This window comes from Paenibacillus favisporus (assembly GCF_040545415.1).
Classification (GTDB): Bacteria; Bacillota; Bacilli; order Paenibacillales; family Paenibacillaceae; genus Paenibacillus_AQ; species Paenibacillus_AQ favisporus.
This window is the reverse complement of record NZ_JBEPLV010000010.1, coordinates 18,120-44,621: the sequence shown is the minus strand read 5'-3', so window position 1 is coordinate 44,621 and position 26,502 is coordinate 18,120. Positions and strand designations below refer to the sequence as shown.

Genomic DNA, 26,502 nt, shown 5'->3' with positions numbered 1-26,502 from the left:
TGGGATAACGCTTCCCATTCCTTATCTATGTTTTTGGAACAAGTGGGATATCATGCCCCGAGTTCCAACGACTGATAGACCTTAGATGCTGAAATATTCACACGGTATGGTATATAGTATATAAATAGAGATTTCAACAATTTCATAGGATCGTAAGGAGAGGGTTATGAGAATATTAATTGTTGATGACAATCCGACTAACGTCATAATCATCCGGGAGATTTTAAAGAAAGAAAACTACCGGGATATCGATAAAGCCTCATCGGCAAGAGAAATGTTTGAAATCTTGGGAGCGGAAGGCTATGCCAAAGAGGGTCAGCCGAAGGCGTCCGATTTTGACTTGATTTTGCTCGATATGATGATGCCTGAAATGGATGGGATCGAGGCCTGTCAGGTGATCCAGAAAAACGAGCATCTCAAGGATATACCGATCATCATGGTCACGGCGGTGGGAGATTCCAAAAAGCTAGCCGAGGCGCTGGATGCCGGAGCGGTCGACTATGTGACCAAACCGATCAACAAAGTGGAGCTGATGGCCCGGATCCGCCTGGCACTCCGTCTCAAACATGAGAAGGACTGGCATAAGGAGCGCGATCAGCGGATCCAGGAGGAGCTGAGATTGGCTGCGCTGGTTCAGAACGCGGTGCTGAGTCCCGCTATTGAGGACGAGCTGTTTGAGGTCCACGCCATTTATCAGCCTTCCGCCGAGCTTGCCGGTGATCTGTATGCCTGGTATTCCCTCGGCAACGGCCGTTACGGTGTCATTCTTTTGGATATGATGGGCCATGGCATTTCGTCGTCCCTGTTTACGATGTTCATCGCGTCGGTCCTGAAGGATACGGTAACGACCTATGTAGAGCCGGAGAAAGTGATCCAGGAGCTGAACCGCCGGTTCAACCAGCTTCACATCGAAAATCAGCTTGTCCAATATTATTTTACGGCGATTTATTTAGTCGTGGATACCTCAATGAAACGGATTGACTACGTCAACGCCGGGCATCCCCCGGCTATATTTTTCCAACAGAACGGAGACATGCTGCTGCTTGACCAAGCATGCTGTCCTGTCGGCCTATTCGACAAGATGGACATCGATCCGCAGACCTTGTCTTACGAAGGGGAAGGCCATATTGCGCTGTACACCGACGGCTTGCTGGAACTGGTTCAGGGCGATCATGACGAACAAGTCGACTTTTTGGTCAGCCACCTGAAGCAATCGCATGAATGGAATGAAGAGAAGATGTACCAGGCATTTTTTGAAGACCACGGAACCCAGGAGCGGGAAGACGATAAATGTCTCGTCTGGATTTCGTTAAAAGAGGGAGCGAATGAAGAATGAAACTGAAGACTAAGCTGGTGATCGGCTTCGGTTCGCTCATGCTCATTTTGATTGCTTTGACGGTGGTCGGCTACGACCGCATGAATTATATGAACAAGCAAATGGATCGTATCTATGAGGACCGGTATTTGAAAGTGCGGTATTCCACCGGGGTCCGGAGCGAAGTGAACGATATGTCCAGGTTCGTTATGAGTATGATGCTGAATCACAACGTGGCGACAGATAACAGCACTTCCCAGATCAACGATATGATCGCCAAGGGCGAACAAAGTTTGCAGAAGCTGAATGCAACCACCACCTCTCCTGAGGAAAAACAAATGCTGAACCGCGTTCAGAAGGCGTGGTCGGATTACAAGGAATATATCAACAAGCAGTCCGCCTTGTTATCCAAAGGGATGATGGACGAAGCCAACACCTATCGAAATGGGAGCGGAACCCCGATCCAGCAGGAAGCGATAGACAGCATCAATGCGCTTTCCGAATATCAGGATCTGCTGGTCGATGAGCAGATCAGTAATGCCAAAGCGGCCTACAACCGGTCCGTTCAAATCACGACCGCCATTATGATTGCCGGTCTGCTGCTTGGACTTGCCGTTATTCTGTGGGTCATCTCCACCATCACGAGGGGACTCGGCGTCGTGAACATGATGATCAACAGCTTTGCCAAAGGCCGGATCCAGGCTATACGCCGGATTAAGGTGACCTCAAGAGATGAAATCGGCCAGGTGGCCCATGTGTTCAAGGAGATTGCCGAAGACCTGGAAGAGAAGCAGGAGCTGGAGCAGAACTACCTCCAGGCCCAGAAGGACCAGAACTGGCTCAATTCCAATGCGAGCCGGGTCACCGAGCTTCTTCGCGGCATCAATTCCAGCAAGCAGGTGTCCCAAATGTTCATCAGCGAGTTTGCTCCGATCATCGGGGCGGCCTATGGAGCTATATATATTCAGGACGATGATCAAAATCCGAATACGCTGTCTCTCGGCGGAACATACGCCGGCCAGGGGGAACGCTCGGCGAGGGGCAGAGTCGAAATCGGAGAAGGCTTGGTCGGGCAGAGCGCCTTGGACCGCAAACCGATTATCACCGAGCTGCCGGAAGACTACCTGTCAGTGGACTCGGCCTTTGGTTCGGCGAAGCCGGCACATCTGCTGATCTACCCGGTCGTGTTTGAAGACGAGCTGCTCGGCGTCATTGAAATGGCGTCGTTCGAGCCGTTCAGCGAGCTGGCCAGACAGCTCTTGTCCCAACTCACCGTGAGTCTGGGCGTCATTATTAATAACATTAACCGCCGCGTTCGCGTCGAGGAGCTTCTGCGTGAATCGCAGGCGCTGACCGAGGAGCTGCAGTGCCAATCCGAGGAGCTGCAGACCCAGCAGGAGGAGCTGCGCCGCTCCAACGAAAATCTGGAGGAGCAGACCGAAGCGCTCAAGCGCTCCGAGGATTTGCTGCAGCGCCAGCAGGAGGAGCTCGAGCATTACAATACCGAGCTGATCGGCAAGACGCGCGCGCTGGAAGAGCAGATGCAGCAGCTTGAGGAGAAGAACATCGAGGTTGAGGATGCGAAGGCCAGACTGGAGCAGCAGGCGATGCAGCTGGCGGTGACCAGCAAATACAAGTCGGAGTTCCTGGCGAATATGTCCCACGAGCTCCGCACGCCGCTCAACAGTCTGCTGATCCTGTCGCAGCTCCTGTCCGAGAATAAGGAAGGAAACCTGAGCGATAAGCAGAAGGAATACGCTCATACGATTTACATGTCGGGCGCCGATCTGCTCAAGATGATTGATGAAATTCTGGATTTGTCCAAGGTCGATGCCGGCAAAATGGAGATCAACTCCGAAACGGTGCCGATCGAGGAATGGCAGACCTTCGTCAACCAGAATTTCAAGCCGCTGGCCAATTCGAAGCAGGTTGCGCTCCACGTTCACGTGGACAACGATGTGCCGGATTCCGTCGTTACCGACGGATACCGGGTCAAGCAGATCCTGCGCAACCTGTTGTCCAATGCCTTTAAATTCACCAGCCAGGGTTCGGTCGTGTTCACGGTCCGCCGGGCGGATCCGGAAGCCCTGCCGGGTTATCTGGACCGGAACAAGGAATATATCGCGGCGGCCGTTAAGGATACGGGCATCGGCATACCGAAAGATAAGACCGACCTGATTTTTGAGGCGTTCCAGCAGGTGGACGGTACGACCAGCCGCAAGTATGGCGGTACCGGACTTGGCCTTTCCATCAGCCGTGAGCTGTCCCGCCTGCTTGGCGGAGGGATCGAAGTCGAATCGGTCGAAGGGCATGGCAGCTGCTTTACGCTGTATCTGCCGGTCACGGAGGAGAAGCCGGAGGCGTCTTCTTCCGCTCAGGACGAGGCTGCCGTTTCCAGCGAGCTGATGCTGCCCAAGCCGGCGCAGAACATGGTGGATGAAGAGGAATCCGCCATCAACGCGGCGGAGCCTCTGGAAGACGACCGCGAGCGGATTGCCGATAAAGATAAGGTACTGCTCATCATTGAGGATGACGTCAAATTTGCCCGTATTCTGATGGATATGGCGCGGGGGAGAGGCTTTAAGGCCCTCGTGGCGATGCAGGGCGATATCGGCCTCGATATGGCGAAGACTTACCTGCCGGATGCGATCATCCTGGACATCCAGCTTCCGGTCATGGACGGCTGGGCGATCCTGGGCGAGCTGAAGGGGGATTCGGCAACCCGCCATATCCCGGTTCACATCATTTCGGTATCGGATGAAGTGAAGCAAGGGCTGAAAATGGGGGCTATCGCCTACTTGAAGAAGCCTTCCACCAAGGCGTCCCTGGAGCATGCCTTCTCGCATATTGAATCGTATACCGAGCAGTCGCTGAAGCATCTCCTCATCGTCGAGGATGATGACATCCAGCGCCGTTCGATAATTGAGCTTATCGATCACGATGACGTGGCCATCACCGCCGTGTCCACCGGCAAGGAGGCGCTCAGCGAGCTGCGGAAGAAACGCTACGACAGCATGGTGCTCGATTTGATGCTGAGCGATATGACCGGCTTCGAGCTGCTGGATCAGATCCAGCAGGACGAGAACCTGGGCTACCTTCCGATCATTGTGTACACCGGCAAAGACCTCGACAGCAAGGAAGAAATGCGCCTGCGCCAATACACCGAGTCCATTATTATCAAGGACGTGAAATCGCCTGAGCGCCTTCTGGACGAAACTACCTTGTTCCTGCACCGGGTGGAAGCCAATTTGCCTGAGGACAAGCGTAAAATTTTGCAGAAGCTTCATAACAGGGAAGCGCTGTTTGAAGGGAAGAAAATCCTCCTCGTCGACGACGATATCCGGAACGTCTTTGCGCTATCGAGCGTTCTGGAGAATTACGGCATGGAGGTGACCTTCGCCGAGAACGGACGCGAGGCGATCGATATCCTGACCGGAGGGCAACCGTTCGATTTGGTGCTGATGGATATGATGATGCCGGAGATGGACGGCTATGAAGCGATGCGGCAAATTCGCCAGATGCCTCAGTTCCATAAGCTTCCGATTATTGCCTTGACCGCCAAGGCGATGAAAGAAGACCGCTCCAAGTGTATCGAGGCCGGTGCTTCCGATTACGTGAAGAAGCCGATCCAAACGGAACAGTTATTATCCCTGATGAGGGTTTGGTTGTATTCGTAAGGGCAATAACGGGGTAATAGATAATAGCACTACATTTTCATCTTTGAAGCAAACGTAAGCAGGAGGAAAGAGAATGGATTTGGGGCATACAGATCAAGACATCCCCGTAAAGGATGAGACGGAACGGGAAGATATCGAGCTTGAGCTTCTTCTGGAAGGCATTCACCGTTTATATGGTTACGATTTCCGCAATTATGCGATTCCGTCGCTCCGGCGCCGGATATGGCATTTTATACGCGCGGAAAGTTTAAGCAATATTTCCCAGCTTCAGGAGAAGGTGCTGCATCACCGGCCCGTTTTTGAGCGGCTGGTTCATAATCTGTCGATTCCCGTCACAGAGATGTTTCGCGATCCGAACCTCTTTCTGACTTTTCGAAAAAAGATCGTCCCCCTGCTGAGAACCTATCCGTATATCCGCATCTGGCATGCAGGCTGCTCCACCGGAGAAGAGGTCTACTCCATGGCGATTCTGCTGCATGAAGAAGGACTTCTGGACAAGGCGAGGATTTACGCCACGGATATGAACGACCGTTCCCTGGAGCAGGCGAAGCAGGGGATCTTCGGGATTGAGAAAATGAAGCTGTATACGAAAAATTACATTGAGGCGGGCGGAACCCGTTCCTTTTCCGAGTATTATACCGCCAAGTATAACTCGGTGATTTTCCAGCCCTTTCTAAGCAAAAATATGATCTTTGCGGAGCATAATCTGGCAACGGACCGCTCCTTCAACGAGTTTAACGTTATATTTTGCCGTAATGTGATGATCTACTTTAACGACACGCTCAGGGATCATGTCCACGGCCTGTTTTATGAAAGCTTAAGCCGTTTCGGAATTCTGGTTCTTGGAGCAAAAGAGTCGATACAGTTTACGGAATACAGTGATTCTTACGAACCGCTGGATCGTGTGGAGAAAATCTACAGGAAGATTAACTAGAGAAGTGGGAGGATTCCATGGGGTCTCAAGAACCGATTCATATTCTGCTGGTAGATGACCGTCCGGAGAACTTACTCGCCCTGGAAGCAGTGCTGGAGAGTGAGCAATATAATCTTGTGAAGGCGACCTCCGGTGAGGAAGCGCTCCGGTGCCTGCTGAAGGATGAGTTTGCTGTGATAATACTGGATGTTCAAATGCCAGGTATGGACGGGATTGAAACAGCCAAATTGATCAAGGCAAGGGATAAAACGAAGGACATTCCGATCATCTTCATTTCAGCGAACAGTAAAGAAGCCGAGCATTTATTCGCCGGTTATTCAGCCGGTGCGATTGATTATATGGTGAAGCCGTTTATCCCGCAAATTCTGAAGTCCAAAATTGAAGGTTTTGTGGAAATGTACTTGACCAACAAAAAGCATAAAACCCAGTCCATGCTGCTGCAGCAAAAAACGCAGGAGCTGGAAAAAGCCAATCAGGAGCTCATTAAAGCCAAAGAGGCGGCTGAAATCGCGGCCAAGGCCAAAACCGAATTTTTGGCGATGATGAGCCATGAAATCCGCACGCCGATGAACGGCGTGATCGGTATGGTGGATCTGCTGATGGAAACCGAGCTTAAGGAAGAGCAGCTGGAATATACGGAGATCATCCGCAAAAGCGCCGACGCACTGGTCACGGTGATCAACGACATCCTCGATTTTACCAAGATGGAATCCGGGAAAATGGAGATGGAGGAGCATCCGTTTGAGCTGCAAAACTGCATCAAGGAAGTATTCAGCCTCTTTTCTATGGAAGCAGGGAAAAAGGATCTGGAGCTGGTGTACTTTATCGATGAAGCAATCCCGCCTATCATTTACGGGGATATGGCCCGCCTGCGTCAGGTGCTGATCAATCTGATCTCCAATGCGGTGAAGTTTACGCATCAGGGCGGAGTCTATCTGATGGTGTCCCTTCGGGAAAGAGCTGAAGACGGCAGCCTCATGATCGAATTTGCGGTGAAGGATACCGGTATCGGCATTACGCCGGATAAGCAAAACCGCTTGTTCCAGCCGTTCTCCCAGCTGGATTCTTCGATGACCCGGAAATATGGGGGCACGGGGCTGGGACTGGCCATCTGCAAATCGCTCGTTGAAATGATGGGCGGCAGCATTCACGTGGAATCGACCGAGGAGAAGGGTGCCACGTTTATCTTTACGATCCGGACGAGCGAGCCTGAATCGGATGACGGCATGATGGGCATGGGCGACGACCTGCTTGTTTCCCTGCCTTCTGCAAAAGACGAAGAACCGCTGATCCTCGTGGTAGACGACCATCCGGTCAACCAGAAGCTGATGGTGAGCATGCTGGGCAAGCTGGGATTGAGAGCAGAAGTGGCCGAGGACGGACGGCAGGCGGTGGATAAAATCCGCGCCAATCCGGTGTACCGGCTGATCTTCATGGATTTGCAAATGCCGGTCATGGACGGACTGGAGGCCACGGCCCTTATCCGCGAGATGCAGCCACCGGGATACCGTCCGGTGATCATCGCCATGACCGCCAATGTGATGGAAGGCATCCGAAGCCGGTGCAGGGAAGCCGGGATGGACGATTATATCAGCAAGCCGGTCAATATGAAATCGGTGAAGGAGATTCTGATGAAGCATCCGGTTCCTGCACAAAGCAAAGGCTTGCAGACCTCCGATGCCAACTCCATGTGACGGTGTCCAAATATTGCCAGGCATAAGCTTGCGTACAAGCTGATTCAAACGGGGGAATTTAGGGTTAACTGTTCTTATACAAGAAAAACAAAAAATTCGGGAGAGAATGTCTATGAATACGAATAAGAACGAAAAATTCAATGCAACGACAGAACGCCGTGAAGGTTCCTGCACGGTCTACCTGAGCGGGGAACTGGATTTATCGGTGGCGCCTGACTTCAGGCTTGTCATGGAACCGCTTGTTGGGGATTCCGAAATCGATCTAGTGATTAACTTGAAGGATCTGAAATATATCGATAGCACAGGGATCGGCATTCTATTGTCCATATTGAAGGCCAGACATGGGATGGATGCCCGTTTTGTTGTGGAAGAGGTTCCTTCCCAAATCCAAAGGCTGTTTGACATGACGGGTATTGCGAAGTTTTTTGCCGCGAGTAGGAATTCCCAATAGGAAAGGATCGAAGACAGTATGAATGCTGAAGTTCAAAAAGTCGTAATAACATTACCGGCCAATGCTGATTTTGTAGATATCGTAAGATTGAACTTGTATGGAATCGCATCGAAGATGGGCTTTTCTTATGAGGACATTGAAGATATGAAGGTAGCCGTATCGGAAGCTTGTAACAACTCCGTTTTGTATGCTTATGGTCAGGAAGGCGGCATGGTGGAAGTAACGTTCGAAATCGGCAATGACCAATTGTCCATCAAGGTCAAGGACGACGGGGAGAGCTTTGACCGGATGAACCGTACCGAAAACACCGTGACATTGCATGACAAAGACCTTCATGATGTGGAAATCGGGGGACTCGGCTTCTACTTGATGGAGGCGCTCATGGACGATGTGATGGTAGATAATGAGGCCGGACGCGGCACCCAGGTGGTTATGACCAAACGGCTCATGAGAAGTGAGGAGAAAGTATGAATGATAAGGTGACTCCCCCCGAGTCCATGAGCGAGGCGGTCGGTCTGATCTGGGAATACCAGCAGACGAAAGACAACGATATCGCCACCGTGCTTATCCAAAAATATGAACCGATGGTCAAGATGGCCGCGGGTAAAATCGCCCGTAACCGCCCGGACCTCTACGAGGACTTGTACCAGGTCGGCCAGATGGCTCTGATCCGGCTGCTCCAGCAGTACGACATCAGCTTGGGCATTCCGTTTGAACCGTATGCCATGAAGAGCATGATCGGGCATATGAAAAACTTTTTACGGGATAAGTCCTGGTATATCCAGGTTCCAAGAAGGATCAAAGAGAAGGGCGCACTCGTCCAGCAGGCTATTGATGAGTTAACCGTCAAGCTGGAGCGTTCGCCGGACGTCCGCGAAATCGCCGAATTCCTGGATCTGTCGGTGGAAGAAACGGTAGAGGTCCTCGCCGGACGCGAATGCTACCACTATGTTTCATTGGACTCTCCGCTGTCCCAGGAAGAAACGGGTGCAACGCTCGGTGAACTGATCAGTTCGGACGTCAACGACTATGATTCGGTGGAAAAACGGATGGACCTCCAGCAGGCGATGAGCCAGCTGAAGGAACAGGAGCAGAAAGTGCTGCTGCTTGCCTTCCAGGACGGTGAATCCCAGCGCTCAATCGCCCAGAAGCTGGGGGTTTCCCAGATGAGCGTATCGCGGATTCAGAAGCGTGCAACAGAAAAGCTGAAAGAAATCATGTCTAATTCATACCAATGACGGACAAGCTTATGTTAGGTAACGAGTCAACCGGAAGTTCGTAAGGACACGCCAGTTCTCCCTTGAGAATATACGGCGTGTCCTTTTTGGTGAACAGAGATATGGATGGTGAGATAGAGGAGGTGGGTCATATGGCGGCTGAGGTTTCAAGCAATATATTATCTTTTGCAGGCCACTGGACATGGCATGATCTGGTGGTGGAGGACTGGTCATCGGAAGACTTCAGGCAGCTGCAGGAAGCGTGCCCTTTGATCGAGGAATGGCTGGAAGTCATCCCGAACATCGCACAGAACTATATGTCCGTCCGGTTTCCCAACGGCGTGGATGCCGTTATGTTCGGCACGCTGCCCTACTCGGTCAAAGCGGAAGTGGAGGACAGCGGTCACGTGGACCGGGTTCACTTTTACGTCCAGCGCGACAAGCTGATTACGATCAACCTCGATCAGAATACCCGCGAAATCATGGCTACCGAAGAACGTACGGCCATGCTGCACCAATGCCACAGCGCGGTGGACGGCATGTTCGTGCTGGCCCGGACGATTCTGCACTATTTTCATCTCGGGCTGGATCATTTCGAAGCGAACCTCCGCAAGCTGGAGCATGCGATGGAGATGGATAACCAGCGGTACTTGATGGACAAAATCCTAAACTCGCGATTTGCTTTGCTGTATTGGAGCAATTTGTTTACGCCGTTTCAGGAGCTGATCGCGGCTGCCAGAGAGGGGTATTTGGACAAGCTGGAGAACAGCCGGCCGTTCATGCAGCTGCTGCACCGGATCGAGCGGATGGACCGGGCGTTCCGCCATTACGAAGATGAGATTGATACACTGATATCCATCGATGATGCCATTTCGGCGTTCCGCGGCAACGAAATCATGAAGACGCTGACGATCCTGACGGCGATCTTTACGCCGGCAACGGTAGTAGGTGCAATTTGGGGGATGAACTTCGAGAACCTGCCAGGCATCAAGGTGCCATGGGGATTCGTCGGGATCATGCTGATTACGTTCCTCAGCACCACCATCATGTACCTTTGGATGCACCGGAAGGGATGGACCGGCGATTTGCTCAAGGTCAAATCCAAAAAATCGAAGATCTAGCATCCCGCCGAATATCAAGAACAGGACCCGAGTTAATCGGTTAATCCCGCACGACGGATAGATCCCCTGCAAGCAAACAAAGGCTGAATTAGCGCACAGCCGTATGCTTGGAGGGGATTGTTCATTTAACGACGCTACCAACGGCCGATAACGACTACGATCGCCAGCACCAGAAACACGATATTGATGCCAATCTCTTTATATTCCTTCCGACTCACATGGAAAGCGGCGCCGAGCAGTACAGTCACGGCCAGGCTGAGTGCGGCGATCGGTGTTAATATTGGTGCGATCCCCGTGGCCAAAGGCAAAATCACCCCGAGAACCCCGGCCAGTTCCATCAAGCCGATCCCCCAAACGAGCGGTTTAGGTACGTCTCCAACCCACGGCCAGGCCGTTCGCGCTTGTTCATGCCGAAACGCCTTCATCCAACCGGAATATAGGAATCCGGCTGCCAAGATTCCTTGCACAATCCAAAGTACAACGTTCATGTCTTCACTGCTCCTTATCCTGGCTCTGTTTCGTCTTTAACCATGGATATATAATAGGGAGTAAGGGTGGGATGATGGAAGTAGGCACTTTAAATAAACGTAGTATCGAAAAATATACCTTAAGCCAATCAAGGGATAGGAGGATGTGCGTGAATACTTACTGTAAGTTTGAAACGGCGCTGGATATCCTGATCGGGAAATGGAAGCCCGTGATTTTGCTCCGTCTGTTGAACCATGGAACGATGCGGTTCAGCGAGCTTCAGAAATCGATCCCGGACATCACGAAGAAAATGCTGACCCAACAGTTAAGGGAACTGGAGTATCACGATATCGTGCATCGTGAGGTCTATAAGGAGATCCCGCCAAGGGTCGAATATTCCATTACTGACTACGGCCAACGCATGACGCCATTGCTGCAGGCGATGAATGACTGGGGGGTCAATCACATTGCTCACCTGCAGGAGCTTTATGGGGAAGAGCGGGCAGAGTGACGGGGCATTTTCTGCATGCGGCATCGTTCAAGGGAGCCTTTCACAACGAATAGAACGAAAACAGGAAGCGCCTAAAATGAAACAGCCTTAGTCCGGTGGAGTACCGTACTAAGGCTGCCTGGTTTATTCCTATAGCTGTCTACTTCGATGGGCGGAACACCAGTCCCGACCTTACGCTTGTCATTGCTTAAAACTTCGTGTTCGCCGTGTTCGCGGCAACCGTCTCTCCGGGAAAGCACTCCATCTCGGTTAAATAGGTCACTTGGGGCTCCAGATCCTTCCTGCGGATCATTTCGATCATCCGGTTAACCGCCAGCTCGCGGCTCGCAGGGGCGACGTAAAAGGTGGTCAGCGGCGGCTTGCTCAGCTTCGCCAGCTCTGAGAAGCCGTATCCGACGAGGCTGACCTCGCCGGGAACCTGCACGCCATGCTCCTTCAGCCACTGCAAGGCACCGAACTGAATAACCGTATTGACGGAAAATACCGCCGTATAGCCGATATCGAGCACATTCATCCGGGCGCACAGCTCGTAGCCGTCTTCACCGCTGCTGGCCTGGACCAGCGATTTGTCCAGTGGAATCCCGGCTTCCTCCAGCGCGCGGTAGTAGCCGTTCAGGTTTTTCTGATGAATGGGAATGTTCAAATTCCCGCTGAAGAAGGCGATCCGTTGGTGCCCGAACGACAGCAGATACTTCACGGCCTCGTAAGCCCCTTTTTCATGATCCATCACGATGCTGTTCGTGCCTTCACGGGGGATGCCCCCGTAGAAAAGATAGGGTACCTTGGCTTCGATAATCAGGTCGATCACTTTATCGTCCAGATCGCCTGTCACGAAGTAGCCCTCCGCTTCCTTGCTCAGAACCGCCTTGCGCATCTTTTCGAGCCCCTCAGCATCCGCCTGCACGTTCATAAACAGCAGCGAGAAATGGTGGCGGCTTGCCGCCTGCTCAATCGTCGCGAGGTCGTACATGTACCTGGGGTCGTCGGGGGCGCGTCCGTACAAAATAAAGCACAGCTTCGGCGTGACATCCGCCCCGTCGTACCCGAGTTCCCTGGCGGCCTGAAGGATCCTTTGGCGCGTCTTTTCCGAAATCGTACTGCCCGGCGCGTTATTGAGAACGAGGGAAACCGCGGAGCGGGACACGCCGAGGTACTCGGCAATTTCTTTTTTTGTAACGGACATGCGTATTACACTCTCCTTGTAACCGTGGCGGCGAGACATGGGCTGCCTTGCGGGCTGTTCTTTGCTGTATTATAGCATAGGTCGATTTCCGTTGAAAAAAGCTGCCTATTCCTTCTTGTACCGTTCGTAAGCTTGGTTATAGATGTCCATGTATTCATCCAGCCCCATTTTTTTGAGCGTGGCCACGTAATTGTCCCATTCGGAGAACGGGGCATCCCCTGTCACGAATTTGGTCGTCATTTCTTCGACATAGGCACTGATGTCGGTTTCAAGCGAGGTGAAGCGGGCCACTTCATCCTGGGTGTAGGTGAATGGAGGCCATACCTCTTCGGGATAGTAAGGCTCGATTTTTTTCGCAGCCTCCAGGTTCGCCGGCGAGCTCTCGCCGCCCTTAAACGTCTTGGCTGTCAGCATCGCCGGATAATATCCGCCGGCCCAGGTGACGTACTTTTTCCCGAATTCCGGATCGGCCTTGTATTCGTCGGTGTAGTCCACGGAGCCGTCCGGTTTGACGATATAGCTCTTGTCCTTGATGCCCATGAAGAACATCGTGCTGCCTTCCTCGCTGTAGAAGTAATCCGCCCACCGCATCGTCGCTTCCGGGTACTTGTTGCTGCTGGTGATGGCGAAGGCGCCGGCATCCACGAGCGGGGAGCGCGCCCGGGAGAACAGCCGCTCCCCACCGGGACCGGTCAAGGCGTTTGCGCCCGTATAATCGTCTTTATGGTCGCCGAACGTATCGGCATTGGTGTACATAAAGGAGCCGTACAGACCGTCCTTGCCTTTGGCGAGCACCTCATTGCCTTTGATCGTCAGAATTTCAGGAATGAACAGGTTCTCCTTATACAGCCGGTTCACATACTGCAGAAGCTCCTTGTACTTCGGATCCGCCGGAATAAATCTCAGCTTGCCGGTATCCGGGTCCATATCTACGCGGGGGTGGGTGTTCCCACGATTGCCGAGACCCCAAGAGCCCTTCAGCTGATCGAACAGTCCTCCGACTCCGCTGGCTGCGTACGGAATTTCGTCGTTCTTGCCGTTACCGTTTGGGTCGCCTGTCTTCACAGCCTTCAGATACTGATAGAACTCCTCAGTCGTGGTCGGCTCTTTCATTCCGAGTGCGCTAAGGAACTTTTTGTTGATCCACAGCTCCGAGCCGATGACGACGGATTTGAAATCGGGATCATAGAAGGTGGGGAGGGAGTAGATGTTGCCGTCGGGCATCGTCAGTCCTTTCTTGATTTCCGGATGCTTTTCCATCAGCGCCTTAAAGTTAGGGGCGTATTGGTCAATCAGGTCGTTCAGCGGGATCAGGAGCCCCTGGGCACCGTAGTTGGCCAGATCGACGCTGGTAAACCTCGCGGTATGGAAGGCGTCGGGCAGGTCCCCGCCCGCCAGCAGCAGGTTGCGTTTTTCGGTCAGGCTGTCCACGGGCGTAAGCTGCCAGTTGACGTTGACGTTCGTCTTCGCTGCATATTCCTTCCAAATCTCGACCTTGTTCCAGTCCGGGGGCGCACTGGCCGCTTGCCCGGCAAAGAAGTTCAGCGTAATCGGCTGCTGCACGATAGGAAACCCGGTTGCGCTAACGGATGATTTGCCGCTGTTTTCACCGCCGGGCTTTTCCTCCGCCTGCCCGCTTCCAGAACCCCCGCTGCAGCCTGCGAGGATCCCGGTCACCATTAAAACCGTAGTCAGCAGCTGTGCGCCTTTTTTCCATTTCATACGGATAAGACCTCCCTGGACACATCAAATTTATCGACAAGAGCGGATTAGCCCTTAATCGCGCCGATCATAATGCCTTTGACGAAGTACTTTTGCAGGAACGGATACAGCAGAAAAATGGGGACATTAGCGACAACCACCATGGCGTATTTAATAATCTCGGCATCCAGAATCTGCTGGTCCTGGCCGATCATGGCCGCTCCGCCCTGAACCATGTTGTCGACTTCCCCCTTGACGAGGATTTCGCGGAGAAACAGCTGAAGCGGAAATTTGCTGCGCTCGGACAGATAAATGAGGGCATTGAAATAAGAGTTCCAGTGTCCAACGCTGTAAAAGAGCACCATGACCGCAAGAATGGGCATCGACAGCGGAAGGACGATCCGCCACAGTGTCTGCAGATTGCCGCAGCCGTCGATCGCCGCTGCTTCCTGAAGTTCCGGCGGGATGCTCATCTGAAAGAAGGTGCGCATGATAATGATGTTATAGACCGACACGGCACCCGGCAGAATGAGCGCCCAGATGGTGTTGATCATATGAAGGCTTTTGATGAGCAGGTATGTAGGGATGAGGCCGCCGCTGAAGAACATGGTGAACACGAGGATGGCAGTAATGACACCGCGTCCTGCAAAGTCCTTCCGGGACAGCGGGTAGGCCGCGGCGGTCGTCATGAACAGGTTGATGGCCGTCCCGACCACAGTGTAGAGAATCGTATTGCGGTAGCCGATCAGCACTTCTTCGTTGTGGAAAATTTTGTTGTACCCGGTAAACGTCAAGTCGACGGGAAACAGCCACATTCGGCCCTCGATCACGGCGGAAGGCTCACTGACCGATGCGCTCAGCACATAAATGAGCGGATAAAGCACAAGGACCAGAATGACGGCCAAGGCGGCATAAATAAATGCCCCCGAAATGCGGTCGCCGATCGTTGGATGATCCACGGGAATCCCTCCTCACCAAAGGCTGGTTTCGTTCAGCCTGCGCGCGGCGGCGTTGACGATCACCAGCAGAATAAAGTTCACCACCGAATTGAATAATCCGACTGCGGCCGAGAAGCTGTATTGGGAACCGAGAATGCCGCTTTGATAGACATAGGTGGCAATGACGTCGGAGCTTTCTTTGTTCAGACTGTTTTGCATCAGATAGACCTTCTCAAAGCCGACCCCCATCAGGCTCCCGAGGTTTAGGATCAGCAGGATCACGACGGTTGGCATGATTCCGGGGAGGTTAATATGCCAAATCCGGCGCAGGCGGCTGGCTCCGTCAATGATAGCGGCTTCATGAAGGCCCGGATCAATGCCAGCGAGCGCGGCCAGATAGATGATGGAACCCCAGCCTGCAGACTGCCAGACACCTGAGAGTACATACACCGTCTTGAACCATTCGGGTTCGGTCAGGAAGGAGATCGGCTCGCCGCCGAACCAGGTTATCAGATGATTGACGACGCCCTTTTGCGGCGACAGAAACATGAGGACCATACCGACCAGAACGACCATGGACAGGAAATGCGGCGCATAGGTGACGGTTTGGACAAATTTGCGGAAAAAGCGGTGACGGACTTCGTGAATCATCAGCGCGAGGAGCAGAGGGGCCGGAAAACCGACGGCCAGCTCATACAAGCTGATGCCCAGCGTATTGCGGATGAGGCGCCAGAAGTAATAACTGTCGAAGAAGCGCTGGAAGTGGTCGAGTCCGGTCCATGGACTGCCCCAAATGCCTTTGACGGCGACAAAATTTTTGAAGGCGATCTGCAGGCCGAACATCGGATAGTAGTGGAAGACGAGCACATACACCAAGACGGGAAGGATGAGCAGATACAAATCCCAGTATTTCCTGAACACTCTCATAGCGGCGCCTCCAAACCAATTTAATAACGCGTTATAAAAATGAGCCTGTTTTTAATTCCACATTTTTAGGGTACGGGACTTAAAAGTCAAGCGTTTTTTTGGAATTTAACATAGAAATTACAGTCTGAATAAAGAGTTTCAAAAAGATTGACCCCAGGTATTTATCATGTTATATTCTACCTGCCATAATCAGGAAAAATAACGTTCGTTACTTTTTATGTTCAAAGGTATTGGGAAGAAAAACATAGACAGGAGGTGTATTTGTAAAAAATACTGCTATCAAAACCAGCTGGAGTTTACATAACACGTTATGAATGTTAGAGGTTGCGGGACCTTGTTATCCGGCTGACTCGGAGATGATAGGCCTGCCCAAGGAAGGATCATCATTATTGCTTAAGGAGGCTGTTTGGATGAAGGGGAAAAGGATGATGGCGGTATCCGCCGCTATGCTGCTGGCCGGGATGCAGCTGGGTACAGGCTGGTGGAGCCCGGCGGCTGCGCGAGCTGAGAGCTCTCCGTCGTTTGCGGTGTACGTTCCGACGAACATGGATAAAATTCTCCGGGACGATCAGGTGCCGCAGCAAGCGGCACCTGTACTTCAGATGGCGGCAGCGCGTAACGAATACGAAGGCGGACAGGTGATCGTTCACGCCGGGGATCACGCGCTCAGCCGTCTTCAGGTCAGCATCAGCGAGCTGAAACAGGAGGGGGGCAGCGCTAAGATCAGCAAGGATCAGATCGAGCTGTTCACAGAGCATTACATACAAGTCACGAAGCCGACGACCGGCGCGTATCCTGCCGGCTGGTACCCCGATGCGCTTGTCCCTCTGAACGGGACGCTGCAGGTTGAAGCCGGACGAAATCAGGGGATTTACGTTAAAGTGCATGTGCCGAAAGGGCTGCCCGCCGGAAGCTACACGGGGGAGATCACGCTGCACGAGACGGGAAACCCGGTGCGGATCCCGATCTCGTTTACGGTATGGGACTTCGAGCTGACCGATGAAAGCCATGCGGAAACAGCGTTTACCCTATGGGGGGACCAGGTTGCCGCTGCGCACGGAGGAGTCGAAGGGGAAGCTTATTGGAGTCTGCTGGATAAGTATTACTGGGCATCGGTCGAGGAGAGGCTGACCCCGAGCTACCTCCCGGTGCCGACCGGCGACGTGGAAGAATTCGTCCGGAGAGCCGAGCCTTATATTAAGAATCCGAAGGTATCCGCCTACCGACTGCCGGTATATACCAAAACCGACGGATCGATAGATGTGCCGAAAATCAAAGCCTTGGTCGACCTGCTCCGGTCCAAGGGGCTGCTGGACAAAGCCTACTTCTACCCGAGCATGGTGGATGAACCGGGACCGGCGAGGTATCCTCAGGTCGTCAGCATTGCCGAGCAGCTGAGGGAGGCGGCACCGGACGTGCGCAGCTTTAACACGACGCAGCCGGTCGATGAGCTGACGGGCAGCGTTCATTCGTGGGTGGCGCTCGTCAATAAATACGACGAGAGTTTTGCGCATCAGCTCCAGGCAAGCGGGGACCATGTATGGTGGTATACGAGCGTCGTGCCGAAGGATCCGTTTCCGACCTACCATACCGACGACGATCTGCTGGGCAGCCGGCTGCTGTCCTGGGAGCAGAAGGATTATGGCGTGGAAGGCACGCTGTACTGGTCGACGACCATTTTTCAGAAATGGAACGGCCAGAAGTACGTCCCCCGGGACGTATGGACCGATCCGATCGCCTTTCCTGGAGCGAATGGCGACGGTTATTTGTTCTATCCCGGTTATGATCTGGGCATCGACGGACCGGTACCGACGCTGCGGCTGGAGAATCTCCGCGAAGGCGCGGAGGATTACGAATATTTGTGGCGGCTGGAGCAGCTTGTGAAGCAAACGGCTGCATCCTTGGGCCTGGGAGACGAATTCGCTGCGCGTGACGTGCTTCAGCCGTTTTTCGACGAGCTGTACACGAATATGCGGGATTATCCGGAGGAGCCGGAGCGACTGCTGGAAGTACGTAACGAAGTGGCGGGCCTCATTGCGCAGCTCACAGAGAATCCCCAGGGTGTCCCGCTGGTCACGGTCCGCAAGCCGGACGAATTGAGCCGGACGTTCTCCGTTTATACGGCCAAGGGAGCGCAGGTGCAGATTGACGGGGAGCCCCTGGAGGCATCCGATACCGGCGCAGGCTACGACAAATTTGAGCGGACTTTAACGCTTGAGCCGGGGATGCACGAGGTAGAGATAGCGGTAACGAAGGATGGAGAGACGAAGACTTCCGTACGCAAACTGCAGGTAGCTGAGAGCAATCCGTACGCGGCTCCGCTGAACGAGGCGGATTCGGAAGCCGATGTGTCCCGTTGGACCAAGACGGGCGTAATGCTTCACCTGACAGATGCCTTCTCGACCAGCGGCAGTCAAGGGCTGCAGGCCGATTTTGCCTCGGGCGTAAAGTTCCCGAACATCCGCCTGTTTGGCGCGGGAACCGGGTTTGCCTCCGCCGACTGGTCTTCCTATGGCGCGTTGCAGTTTGACGTCCGGAATCCGAATCCTGACCGGACCGCAGTCTTTTATGTGAAATTTCATCAGACGAACGGCAGCTCGGATGATACACACTTCGTCTCGGTGCCGGCGGGACAGACGCGGACGATCACCGTGCCGCTGCGGGAAGTGCGGCTGGATTTGAAGCAGATGAAAGGCATCGAGCTGTGGATGTTCCAGCTGGAGCAGCCGTTTAGGCTGTACTTTGACAGCTTCCGGCTCACCTCGAAATCTCCAGGTGGCGCGATGGTTCCTGGTTCGGAACAAGGAGCTGGATGATGCGGCTCGGCGTGATCGGCTACGGGTTTCGGATCAGCTTGATGATCCGCGAAATGGAAGCGTTCGTCCCGGGACTGCACGTTGCCGCCGTGACCGACGTCGATCCAGTTCAGGTGAGGCACCGAATGGGACCGCTTGCTGCCGCCAAGTGGGACCCGCGGTTTTACGCGCAGGCTGACGACATGCTGGAGAGGGAACAGCTGGATGCGGTCCTGATCGGCACTCGCTGCAGCCTGCATGCGGAAATGGCCGTCAAGGTGCTCGCCCGAGGCATTCCGCTTTTTCTTGAAAAGCCCGTGGCCACCCAAATGGCCGACTGGACCAGGCTCTACGAGGCTGCCCGCCAATCCGCGTCGCCGGTCGTCGTCTCGTTCCCGCTCCGGATGTCGGGGATCGTTCAGCTGGTGAAGGAAATCGTCGATTCGGGCAAAATCGGCACGGTGGAGCATGTTCAGGCGGTGAACAACGTCCCCTACGGAGGGGTCTATTTCCACGACTGGTACCGTGACGAGCAGGAAACGGGCGGTTTGTTTCTGCAGAAGGCTACGCATGATTTTGACTATATTCACCATATCATCGGCGGGACTCCTGTCCGAATCGGGGCCATGACCTCTAAGAGGGTATTCCGGGGCGACAAGCCGGCCGGTCTGCGCTGCTCCGCGTGCGAGGAGGCGGACTGTGCCGAAAGAGTAACTGCCGATGATTCCGGCTTCGGGATTCAGGATTACTGCTGTTTCGCCCGGGACACGGGCAACGAGGATTCGGGAAGCGCCATGCTCATGTACGATAGCGGTATGCACGTGAGCTATTCGCAGAACTTCTTCGCCCGCCGGGGTGCGGCAAGGCGCGGCGCCCGGCTGCTGGGCTACAAAGGGACGCTCGAGTTTGATTTTTACACGCAGACGGTTCGGGTCGATCTGCATCATACGCCACAGGTCGAGACATACCAGCTTGAGGCAAATGGCCGCCATTTTGGCGGGGACGCCGCGCTGGCCGGCCACTTCGTCGAAAGGTTAGCAGGCCAGGCTGCGGCGGGCCCGGATCTCGAAGCCGGTCTGCGGAGCGCCCTGATCTGCCTGAAGGCGAGGGAGTCGGCTGAGACGAGCGCCTTTCTGGAAATCGAACCGGTCACCCTCGCGTTGAACGGAGAACCGGCACCTTCATAACGCCAAAACGGATGGCCCGGGATTCCCCGGAACCATCCGTTTCTTTTTCAATGAATCGTCGACTGACGTTCTTCTTATCCCGTAAAGTATCATGAAACGATCCGTTACTGCGATTTGTATTGGCTGATGTAATCCTGCAGGTTGGCGATGTATTGGCCGATCACCGGCATATCGACAAACAAGCTTAAGACGTATCCGAGCAGGCCAAGCACCACAAAGGTTCCAAGAGACAGGCCAAGTCCGCGGGACAAGCCGGCCGTAAAGTTGGTGATCAGCCGCTTCTTGGTGTTCGTATAGTTTTCGATCATATCTTGAAGCTCGGACCGCTCCAGGGAATCGGCAATCTGGTCAAGGCGGTTGTTCAGCCTCTTTACTTCGTGCCTTAGCTCAAAAGGATGTTCATCCACGTCATAAGGATTGGCTTTGCTCATCAGAATCCCTTCCTTCTTCAGCCGGTATTCCGGCTTTAATGATCACGGACCTGTGCACAAAAATAGCCAGCTGGTCAGCTGGCTATCGGGTGAATCGGCAGCTTAGTGAGAAGTCTTATTAAGCTCCCGGCGGATATCGCTGGATGCATCGGCTGATTTGTCCATGACATCCTTCGAAGCGCTTTTGACATCGTCTGCAACGTCGCCGGATGTGCTCTTCATGTCATCCGCCACGTCGGCCGAAGCCTGCTTGACGCTTTCCATAATCGTATTTTTGCTTTCGTTGACGGATTTGGCGAGATCGGTCGTCTTGGACGATACCGTCTTGGCCAGATCCGTTGCCTTTTCCGTCACGACGGAGGCCACTTCCTTCGTCTTGTCGGTAACGACGCTCAGCTTGTCGGAGAGATCCCCGCGCAGCTCGCGTCCGGTCTTCGGCGCAAACAGCAGCGCCGCTGCCGCCCCCAGCAAACCTCCGATAAATACGCCCTTTAAGAAGTTGCTTCCACTTTGAACCGGATATTCCGTCTCTGCTTTATTCATACCAATCACTCCTTAAATTATTATTGGTGTATATCAATTTAGGTGGTACGCGAGAACAAGCGGCTGATCAAGCCAAGGATAAAGACGAAGATCGCCGTCCCGAGAATCGCCGGAATTACGGCGAAGTTACCGATGACAGGACCCCAGTCGCCGAACAGCCAAGCTCCAACCCATGCGCCAACAAAGCCAGCGATCATGGCGCCGATCACGCCTCCCGGCATGTTGTGTCCTGCGATGGCATCACCGATAATCCCGATAATGATGGCCATGACGATACTGATGATAATACCCCACATGACGATCGCCTCCTTTTTTATAAGGTTTGATAGAACTCTCTAAATGCTGTGACATGGTGTCAACGCGTCGATCTTACTTCGTATATAAACGGTGAGAAATGGTGTGAAACAACAGATGTGAAAAAGGAAGATAATCAGCGAAATATGGGGAATGATTTCGAATACATGGGATATTATTAATGAATTGGCCATTTAAGTGGCTTTACAAATATCGTGGAGTGCACATCTTTTTTAAACCGGATATAAGCCTGCAGAGACAATCAACTTTATTATGCTGTGAATAAGTTGTATCATAGGTAGGCAACAAGAAAAGGAGAGAGGCTGTATGGACGCTTTATTGGTGAAAGAGTATCGGGCCGGAATCGTGGAAAGTACCCATTATGGACATATATGTATCGTAAATGATCAAGGCGAGGTGTACGCGTCGGCGGGAGATCCCCATTTTGTCACCTTTACGCGTTCGGCGGCCAAGCCGCTGCAGGCCATTCCCGGGATCCGGGCGGGGATCGCGGATTATTACGGGCTGAATGAAGAGGAAATCGCCATTATGGCCGCTTCCCATTTGGCAGAACCCCGGCATATCGAAGTGCTGGAGAGCATTCAGCGGAAAATCGGGGTGGACGAGGAGCAGATGGTGTGTGCGCCGACATATCCTCTAAGTGAAGACAGCAAGGAGCACACCATTCGCGAACAAGGACACAAGCGGCGCCTGTACCACAATTGTTCCGGAAAGCATTTGGGGGTGCTGGGCTACAGCCGGATGCAGCATAACCCGGAGGAGACGTATGCGGAACCGGATCATCCTGCGCAGCGGGAAATTCTGGATGTGATTGCAATGATGAGCGGCATGGAAGCGGAACGGATTGGACTGGGAACGGACGGCTGCGGCTTTCCGGTTTTTGCGCTGCCTTTGTCCGCCATGGCTAACGCTTATGTGAAGCTGGCCTGCCCGGACCTCATTCCGGACGAACCGACGCGGACGGCCGTGAGAACGATCACAGCGGCCATGAACCATTATCCGGCCATGGTCGGCGGAACCCGCCGGGTGGACACATTCATTTTGCAGGACCCGAACATTGTCGCCAAAGGCGGCTTCAAAGGCGTGTACTGTTTCGGTCTGAAAAAGGAGCGGCTCGGCATCGCCCTGAAAATACTGGACGGATCGGAAGAAGAATGGGGCTGGGTGGTCGAATCCATTCTCCAGCAGATCGGGTATGATAACCGCCGTCTTTTGGAGGGCCTGCAATCCGAATTTACCAAAGACATCTACAATGATGCCGGCCGGAAGGTAGGTCACGCTGAAACCGTATTTAAGCTGGAGCGGTCCCGCTAGAGGCGGAGGTGCCTGTCTGGATTGATATAAAAGAAGTAAATGAATGCCCTTGGAGGAAATCCTTGGCCCCCGCTGCGCGCAGTGTGGGGCTTTTTTTGTGCCTATGCCGTCTTTGGCGGCTAGAACGAGGGTGGGTTGATTAGCCCCTCGAAGTTGGGGGTAAGAATTACATATTCCAATAACATATGCAGTTCATGGAGGTGGATGGAAATGATTAAAGTAGTGACTTCAGCGGAGCGCCATACGTCGGAGCGGGGATGGATCCACAGCGAATTCAGCTTTTCGTTTGCCGATTATGATGATCCGAGCAATGCGCATTTTGGCTGCTTATTGGCCCATAACGACAATCAGCTAAGTCCGAAACAAGGCTTTAAGAAACATCCTCATCATGATTTGGAAATCGTCAGCTACGTCATCTCCGGCACGCTTGAACATAATGACGACATGGGAAATCAGGTTCAGCTGCCGGCAGGGACCGTTCAAGCCATGAGCGCAGGGTCCGGTGTTATGCACTCTGAGACCAATCCGTCGGAAGAAGAACCGGTCCGCTTTCTGCAAATGTGGTTCCTGCCGTCCACACCGGGCCACAGGCCCGCATGGAAAGCTCACCATTTTCCGAGGGAGGAGAGGATCAACAAGCTGGTTCCGCTTGTCAGCGGATCGGCGGAAGAATTGCCGAAGTCCCCGGATGCGCTTCAGATTCATGCCGACGTGTCCATCTGTTTTCCGATCCTGGAGACCGGGCAGGAATTGGTGTTCCCGCAGAAAGAGGAACGCAGGACGTTTCTGTTCCTGATTTCGGGCCACTTGGAAATCGGCTGCGACGACGGGACATTCCATCTGGAGCCCGGAGACTCGGCCAGGGTAAAAAAATCATGCGATCTTCATATTAAAGGAACGAGCAGCGAAGGAGAGTCTGAATTTGTACTGGTGGATATACCTTAATTGCTGTCCCTTGACGGAAAAGCCCCCGGATGTTCCGGGAATCGACTGATTACAGCGGTTCCGGACATCAGGGGGCTTTCGAAATGTAAAGGGGAGCCTTACGCTTTACGCAGACGTCCCAGCTCTGAGACCAGCGCTTCCACCTCGGAAATACTCAAATTGTCCTTGGACATCACCAGGTCGTAGACGTCCTGAATGTCCTCGTACCGGTCGACGGAGAACGCCGATGCATTCATGGCCGCGCCGCTGGCCATTCTCAGCTTCGTTTTAATGCCTTCAATCATATACTCTATATTTTCAGGTGTCTTTTGGGATAAATCCATGTCAAGCGCCCATCCTTTCCTGTGCCTAAGCTTGTGTTCTATTGTAGCATGTCTTCACGTCCGTTACTCTGTTTTTTTGTCCCATCCAGAAGCTCCCGTTTTCCAACCGGATCATTTTGCAGTAAAATCATTCTATCGAATGAAGAATGAACGAAGCAGGGAGGAGGCCAGGCATGTCATTTCAAGATCCCCACCACATCCGCGGCACCAAGCGCAGCAAGCAGATGAACGCGCAGGGGCTGACCGCGTTTTTCAGGCAGATTCATGAAAGCCATCCGCTGGATAAAATCACTTTTGTGTGTATCGGCACCGACCGGTCTACGGGGGATGCCCTCGGCCCGCTGACGGGAAGCGAACTGGTCCTATACGGTGTCCCGAATGTCATCGGCACGCTGTCCTCTCCTTGCGACGCGCACAATTTGGAATCGGCCATCGCAGAGATACCGGCGGACCATACCGTTGTAGCGGTGGACGCCTGTCTGGGACATCCGGGTTCGGTCGGAAGCTACTTGCTGTCGGACGAGCCGCTGCTCCCCGCCAGATCGGTGGGCCGTATGCTGCCGGCTGTCGGGCATTACAGCGTGGCGGCCGTCGTCAATGTCAACGGGCCGCGGCCGTATTCGACGCTGCAGATGACCTCGCTGTACCAGGTCATGTCGATGGCCGGCCAGATCGCGTATGCCGCGGCGGAAGGATTCGGACTCAGCGGGGCGGAGGCAGAGGCCCGTTTCAAGTTATGGCCTTTGGCTTAATAATATACATAATTAATATATGCTTCATTTTTGCAAATCTATTACGATCATACCGGCGAAATTCAAGCTGATATAGAAAGAAGGATGTCATCATGGAAAAATTGATTTGTGACGGTCATACCCTTTGTTACACCGATCATGGCCAAGGTGAGCCTATTGTGCTGCTTCACGGCTTCTGCGGAAGCTCCGAATACTGGGATCTTTTGGTTCCGCTGCTGTCGGGCAGCCACCGGTGCATCGCGGTCGATCTGCGCGGCCATGGGCACTCGGACGCCCCGCTCGGCGCCTACTCGCTGGAGCAGATGGCGGATGACGTCCTGAAGCTGCTGGACGAGCTCGACCTGCCGAAGGTGACGCTGCTCGGCCACTCGATGGGCGGGTATGTGACGCTATCCTTCGCACAGCGTTACGCATCGCGGCTGAACGGATTCGGCCTCATCCATTCGACGGGCTATCCGGATACCGAGGAAGGCAAGGAGAAGCGCCTGAAGGCAGTCAGCACGATCCAAACGGAAGGCGTTACCGCATTTATCGACGGGTTGATCCCCGGGCTGTTTGCACCCGATGCAGACCAGACTCATCCCGAGCTGATCCAACGGGCCAAGGAAATCGGTTATTTGACACCGCCGCAGGGAGCGGCGGGGGCCGCCCTCGCCATGCGGGAGCGCCCGGATCGGCGGGACGTCATGTCGGCGACGGTGCTGCCGCTGCTTCTGGTTGCCGGAGAATATGACAGCGTCGCGCCGCCGGAGAGGGTGTTCACGGTGGATAAGCCGAACGTGACCCAAGCCGTGATCCAAGGGGCGGGCCACATGAGTATGATGGAAGCCCCGAAGGAACTGGCGCGGGTAATCCTTCAATATATGCAGCAGACGAAGAACGCATAATCCGTATGACTCAACCGGAAGCCGGACCCAGGCTTCCGGCTTTTTCTTTTCCCCGGGTCTACCCTATGCCGGCTCCGGTCTGGCCCCTCCCTTTTTCTGATGAGTCCTGCAGGAACTGGCTTTGACCTCCCGAATGCCTTACAATCAAAGGGAAGCTGACAAGCTGATCTGAAGGAAGGACGGAGGACGATCCATGTTCCGCAAAGATTACCTCGTACAGATGGTTGAAGATATGGTCGAAATGGTTGGTAAAGTGTTCGGATTGAAACAGCAGAAGAAATATGCCGAAGCCCTATGGGAAATCGACGATCTGCTCAGCAAGAACTTCCGTCTCAATACCCGTCTGTTAAATTCCTTATCCGTAGAAGATATTATTGATATGTTTCGCCTGAGCGGCGGCGTGGAGGCTGACAAGCTGCAGACCGTAGCCCGGCTCCTGCAGGAGGAAGGCGGCGTGTACAAAGACATGGGAGAGGCGGATGAGGCGCTCAGACGTTTCATGAAATCGCTCCACCTCTATATATACGCCGACCTGAACGGGGCCCAGCGCTCCATGCTGCAGCTGCAGGACCGCGTGGCGGAGCTGAAGGACGAAGTGAAGGGATACCGTCTTCCGGTCAAGACCGAGAAGATTCTGCTGTCCTACGAGGAGAAGGAAGGCCGGTTCGACGAAGCCGAGAACGTGCTCTTCCGGCTGCTCGATCAGCGGGAAATCACGGAAGAAGAAGGTGTTTCCTTCTATGAAAGGCTGCTTGAACGGGAAGACGAAGCCCTGAATCAAGGAGGGCTCCCGCGCAGCGAAGTGCTGGAAGGCATGGAGACGCTGCGGCGCAGGATCAATGCCTGAAGCGAGCCTTATCTTAAGTTGAAAGC

Annotated in this window: 25 protein-coding genes; 16 read left to right on the top strand and 9 right to left on the bottom strand. The window is 53.7% G+C overall.

Going from position 1 to position 26,502, the window contains the following annotated elements; genetic code table 11:
• The first annotated feature begins 166 nt into the window (after positions 1 to 166).
• The 8 genes from ABID47_RS32165 to ABID47_RS32130 all read left to right on the top strand — a co-directional run bounded on the left by ABID47_RS32165 (position 167) and on the right by ABID47_RS32130 (position 10,409).
• Complete coding sequence (locus tag ABID47_RS32165) at positions 167 to 1,336, top strand: PP2C family protein-serine/threonine phosphatase (protein WP_354503168.1); 1,170 nt, start codon at positions 167 to 169, stop codon at positions 1,334 to 1,336.
• Positions 1,333 to 4,992: a response regulator gene (locus tag ABID47_RS32160; RefSeq protein ID WP_354503166.1), complete on the top strand. Its 3,660-nt coding sequence runs from the start codon at positions 1,333 to 1,335 to the stop codon at positions 4,990 to 4,992. Before ABID47_RS32165 ends, ABID47_RS32160 begins: the two co-directional genes overlap by 4 nt.
• 73 nt (positions 4,993 to 5,065) lie before the next feature.
• Positions 5,066 to 5,926 carry a CheR family methyltransferase gene (locus ABID47_RS32155; protein ID WP_076176101.1) on the top strand — a complete coding sequence of 287 codons (861 nt, stop codon included), beginning with the start codon at positions 5,066 to 5,068 and terminating at the stop codon, positions 5,924 to 5,926.
• Positions 5,927 to 5,943: 17 nt separating this feature from the next.
• Positions 5,944 to 7,620, top strand: coding sequence for a response regulator (locus ABID47_RS32150; RefSeq protein ID WP_354503162.1), 1,677 nt, complete (start codon positions 5,944 to 5,946; stop codon positions 7,618 to 7,620).
• 112 nt (positions 7,621 to 7,732) lie between these two features.
• The gene (locus ABID47_RS32145; protein WP_116234409.1) at positions 7,733 to 8,071 is read left to right on the top strand and encodes an STAS domain-containing protein; all 339 of its coding nucleotides are present in this window, start codon (positions 7,733 to 7,735) and stop codon (positions 8,069 to 8,071) included.
• Positions 8,072 to 8,089: 18 nt separating this feature from the next.
• Positions 8,090 to 8,542 carry an anti-sigma B factor RsbW gene (rsbW, locus tag ABID47_RS32140; RefSeq protein ID WP_076176092.1) on the top strand — a complete coding sequence of 151 codons (453 nt, stop codon included), beginning with the start codon at positions 8,090 to 8,092 and terminating at the stop codon, positions 8,540 to 8,542.
• Entirely contained in the window at positions 8,539 to 9,309 is a 771-nt protein-coding gene (locus tag ABID47_RS32135) for a sigma-70 family RNA polymerase sigma factor (RefSeq protein ID WP_076176089.1), read from the top strand. The genes rsbW and ABID47_RS32135 overlap by 4 nt, the downstream gene beginning before the upstream one ends.
• A gap of 131 nt (positions 9,310 to 9,440) precedes the next feature.
• Positions 9,441 to 10,409 (top strand): magnesium transporter CorA family protein, encoded by a 969-nt coding sequence (locus tag ABID47_RS32130; protein WP_116234410.1) that lies wholly within the window; start codon positions 9,441 to 9,443, stop codon positions 10,407 to 10,409.
• A gap of 134 nt (positions 10,410 to 10,543) precedes the next feature.
• Here ABID47_RS32130 and ABID47_RS32125 read toward each other — a convergent pair whose 3' ends face one another.
• Complete coding sequence (locus ABID47_RS32125; RefSeq protein ID WP_354503158.1) at positions 10,544 to 10,897, bottom strand: DoxX family protein; 354 nt, start codon at positions 10,895 to 10,897, stop codon at positions 10,544 to 10,546.
• Between the two features lie 149 nt (positions 10,898 to 11,046).
• On the opposite strand from ABID47_RS32125, the gene ABID47_RS32120 reads away from it, so the two are divergent.
• On the top strand, positions 11,047 to 11,388 hold the full coding sequence (locus ABID47_RS32120) for a winged helix-turn-helix transcriptional regulator (protein WP_145029849.1): 342 nt from the start codon (positions 11,047 to 11,049) through the stop codon (positions 11,386 to 11,388).
• 187 nt (positions 11,389 to 11,575) lie between these two features.
• On the opposite strand, the gene ABID47_RS32115 is transcribed toward ABID47_RS32120, so the two are convergent.
• The 4 genes from ABID47_RS32115 to ABID47_RS32100 all read right to left on the bottom strand — a co-directional run bounded on the left by ABID47_RS32115 (position 11,576) and on the right by ABID47_RS32100 (position 16,137).
• Positions 11,576 to 12,571 carry a LacI family DNA-binding transcriptional regulator gene (locus tag ABID47_RS32115; protein WP_354503156.1) on the bottom strand — a complete coding sequence of 332 codons (996 nt, stop codon included), beginning with the start codon at positions 12,569 to 12,571 and terminating at the stop codon, positions 11,576 to 11,578.
• 105 nt (positions 12,572 to 12,676) lie between these two features.
• Complete coding sequence (locus ABID47_RS32110; protein ID WP_354503154.1) at positions 12,677 to 14,293, bottom strand: type 2 periplasmic-binding domain-containing protein; 1,617 nt, start codon at positions 14,291 to 14,293, stop codon at positions 12,677 to 12,679.
• A 47-nt stretch (positions 14,294 to 14,340) separates the two neighbouring features.
• A complete protein-coding gene (locus ABID47_RS32105; protein ID WP_212971464.1) occupies positions 14,341 to 15,231 on the bottom strand; it encodes a carbohydrate ABC transporter permease in 891 nt (296 codons plus the stop codon).
• Between the two features lie 12 nt (positions 15,232 to 15,243).
• Positions 15,244 to 16,137, bottom strand: coding sequence for an ABC transporter permease (locus ABID47_RS32100; protein ID WP_354503152.1), 894 nt, complete (start codon positions 16,135 to 16,137; stop codon positions 15,244 to 15,246).
• Between the two features lie 410 nt (positions 16,138 to 16,547).
• Here ABID47_RS32100 and ABID47_RS32095 point away from each other — a divergent pair, with 410 nt between their 5' ends.
• Complete coding sequence (locus ABID47_RS32095) at positions 16,548 to 18,953, top strand: DUF4091 domain-containing protein (RefSeq protein WP_354503149.1); 2,406 nt, start codon at positions 16,548 to 16,550, stop codon at positions 18,951 to 18,953.
• Complete coding sequence (locus ABID47_RS32090; RefSeq protein ID WP_354503147.1) at positions 18,950 to 20,119, top strand: Gfo/Idh/MocA family protein; 1,170 nt, start codon at positions 18,950 to 18,952, stop codon at positions 20,117 to 20,119. Before ABID47_RS32095 ends, ABID47_RS32090 begins: the two co-directional genes overlap by 4 nt.
• A gap of 104 nt (positions 20,120 to 20,223) precedes the next feature.
• Here the strand turns inward: ABID47_RS32090 and ABID47_RS32085 are convergent, their stop codons facing one another.
• The 3 genes from ABID47_RS32085 to ABID47_RS32075 all read right to left on the bottom strand — a co-directional run bounded on the left by ABID47_RS32085 (position 20,224) and on the right by ABID47_RS32075 (position 21,389).
• A complete protein-coding gene (locus tag ABID47_RS32085) occupies positions 20,224 to 20,550 on the bottom strand; it encodes a DUF5665 domain-containing protein (protein WP_116234417.1) in 327 nt (108 codons plus the stop codon).
• Between the two features lie 102 nt (positions 20,551 to 20,652).
• Positions 20,653 to 21,093: a YtxH domain-containing protein gene (locus ABID47_RS32080; RefSeq protein ID WP_354503146.1), complete on the bottom strand. Its 441-nt coding sequence runs from the start codon at positions 21,091 to 21,093 to the stop codon at positions 20,653 to 20,655.
• 38 nt (positions 21,094 to 21,131) lie between these two features.
• Positions 21,132 to 21,389: a GlsB/YeaQ/YmgE family stress response membrane protein gene (locus ABID47_RS32075; protein ID WP_076176073.1), complete on the bottom strand. Its 258-nt coding sequence runs from the start codon at positions 21,387 to 21,389 to the stop codon at positions 21,132 to 21,134.
• A 325-nt stretch (positions 21,390 to 21,714) separates the two neighbouring features.
• Between ABID47_RS32075 and ABID47_RS32070 the strand changes: the two genes are divergently transcribed.
• Both ABID47_RS32070 and ABID47_RS32065 read left to right on the top strand, forming a co-directional pair.
• Complete coding sequence (locus ABID47_RS32070; protein ID WP_354503144.1) at positions 21,715 to 22,722, top strand: asparaginase; 1,008 nt, start codon at positions 21,715 to 21,717, stop codon at positions 22,720 to 22,722.
• 210 nt (positions 22,723 to 22,932) lie between these two features.
• The gene (locus tag ABID47_RS32065; RefSeq protein WP_354503142.1) at positions 22,933 to 23,667 is read left to right on the top strand and encodes a pirin family protein; all 735 of its coding nucleotides are present in this window, start codon (positions 22,933 to 22,935) and stop codon (positions 23,665 to 23,667) included.
• 98 nt (positions 23,668 to 23,765) lie between these two features.
• Here the strand turns inward: ABID47_RS32065 and ABID47_RS32060 are convergent, their stop codons facing one another.
• Positions 23,766 to 23,990, bottom strand: coding sequence for a DUF1128 domain-containing protein (locus tag ABID47_RS32060; RefSeq protein WP_076176065.1), 225 nt, complete (start codon positions 23,988 to 23,990; stop codon positions 23,766 to 23,768).
• A 173-nt stretch (positions 23,991 to 24,163) separates the two neighbouring features.
• Here ABID47_RS32060 and yyaC point away from each other — a divergent pair, with 173 nt between their 5' ends.
• The 3 genes from yyaC to ABID47_RS32045 all read left to right on the top strand — a co-directional run bounded on the left by yyaC (position 24,164) and on the right by ABID47_RS32045 (position 26,476).
• On the top strand, positions 24,164 to 24,742 hold the full coding sequence (yyaC, locus tag ABID47_RS32055; protein WP_435530691.1) for a spore protease YyaC: 579 nt from the start codon (positions 24,164 to 24,166) through the stop codon (positions 24,740 to 24,742).
• Positions 24,743 to 24,834: 92 nt separating this feature from the next.
• Positions 24,835 to 25,629: an alpha/beta fold hydrolase gene (locus tag ABID47_RS32050; protein ID WP_145029868.1), complete on the top strand. Its 795-nt coding sequence runs from the start codon at positions 24,835 to 24,837 to the stop codon at positions 25,627 to 25,629.
• A gap of 193 nt (positions 25,630 to 25,822) precedes the next feature.
• On the top strand, positions 25,823 to 26,476 hold the full coding sequence (locus tag ABID47_RS32045) for a DUF6483 family protein (RefSeq protein WP_326105703.1): 654 nt from the start codon (positions 25,823 to 25,825) through the stop codon (positions 26,474 to 26,476).
• Positions 26,477 to 26,502 lie beyond the last annotated feature (26 nt).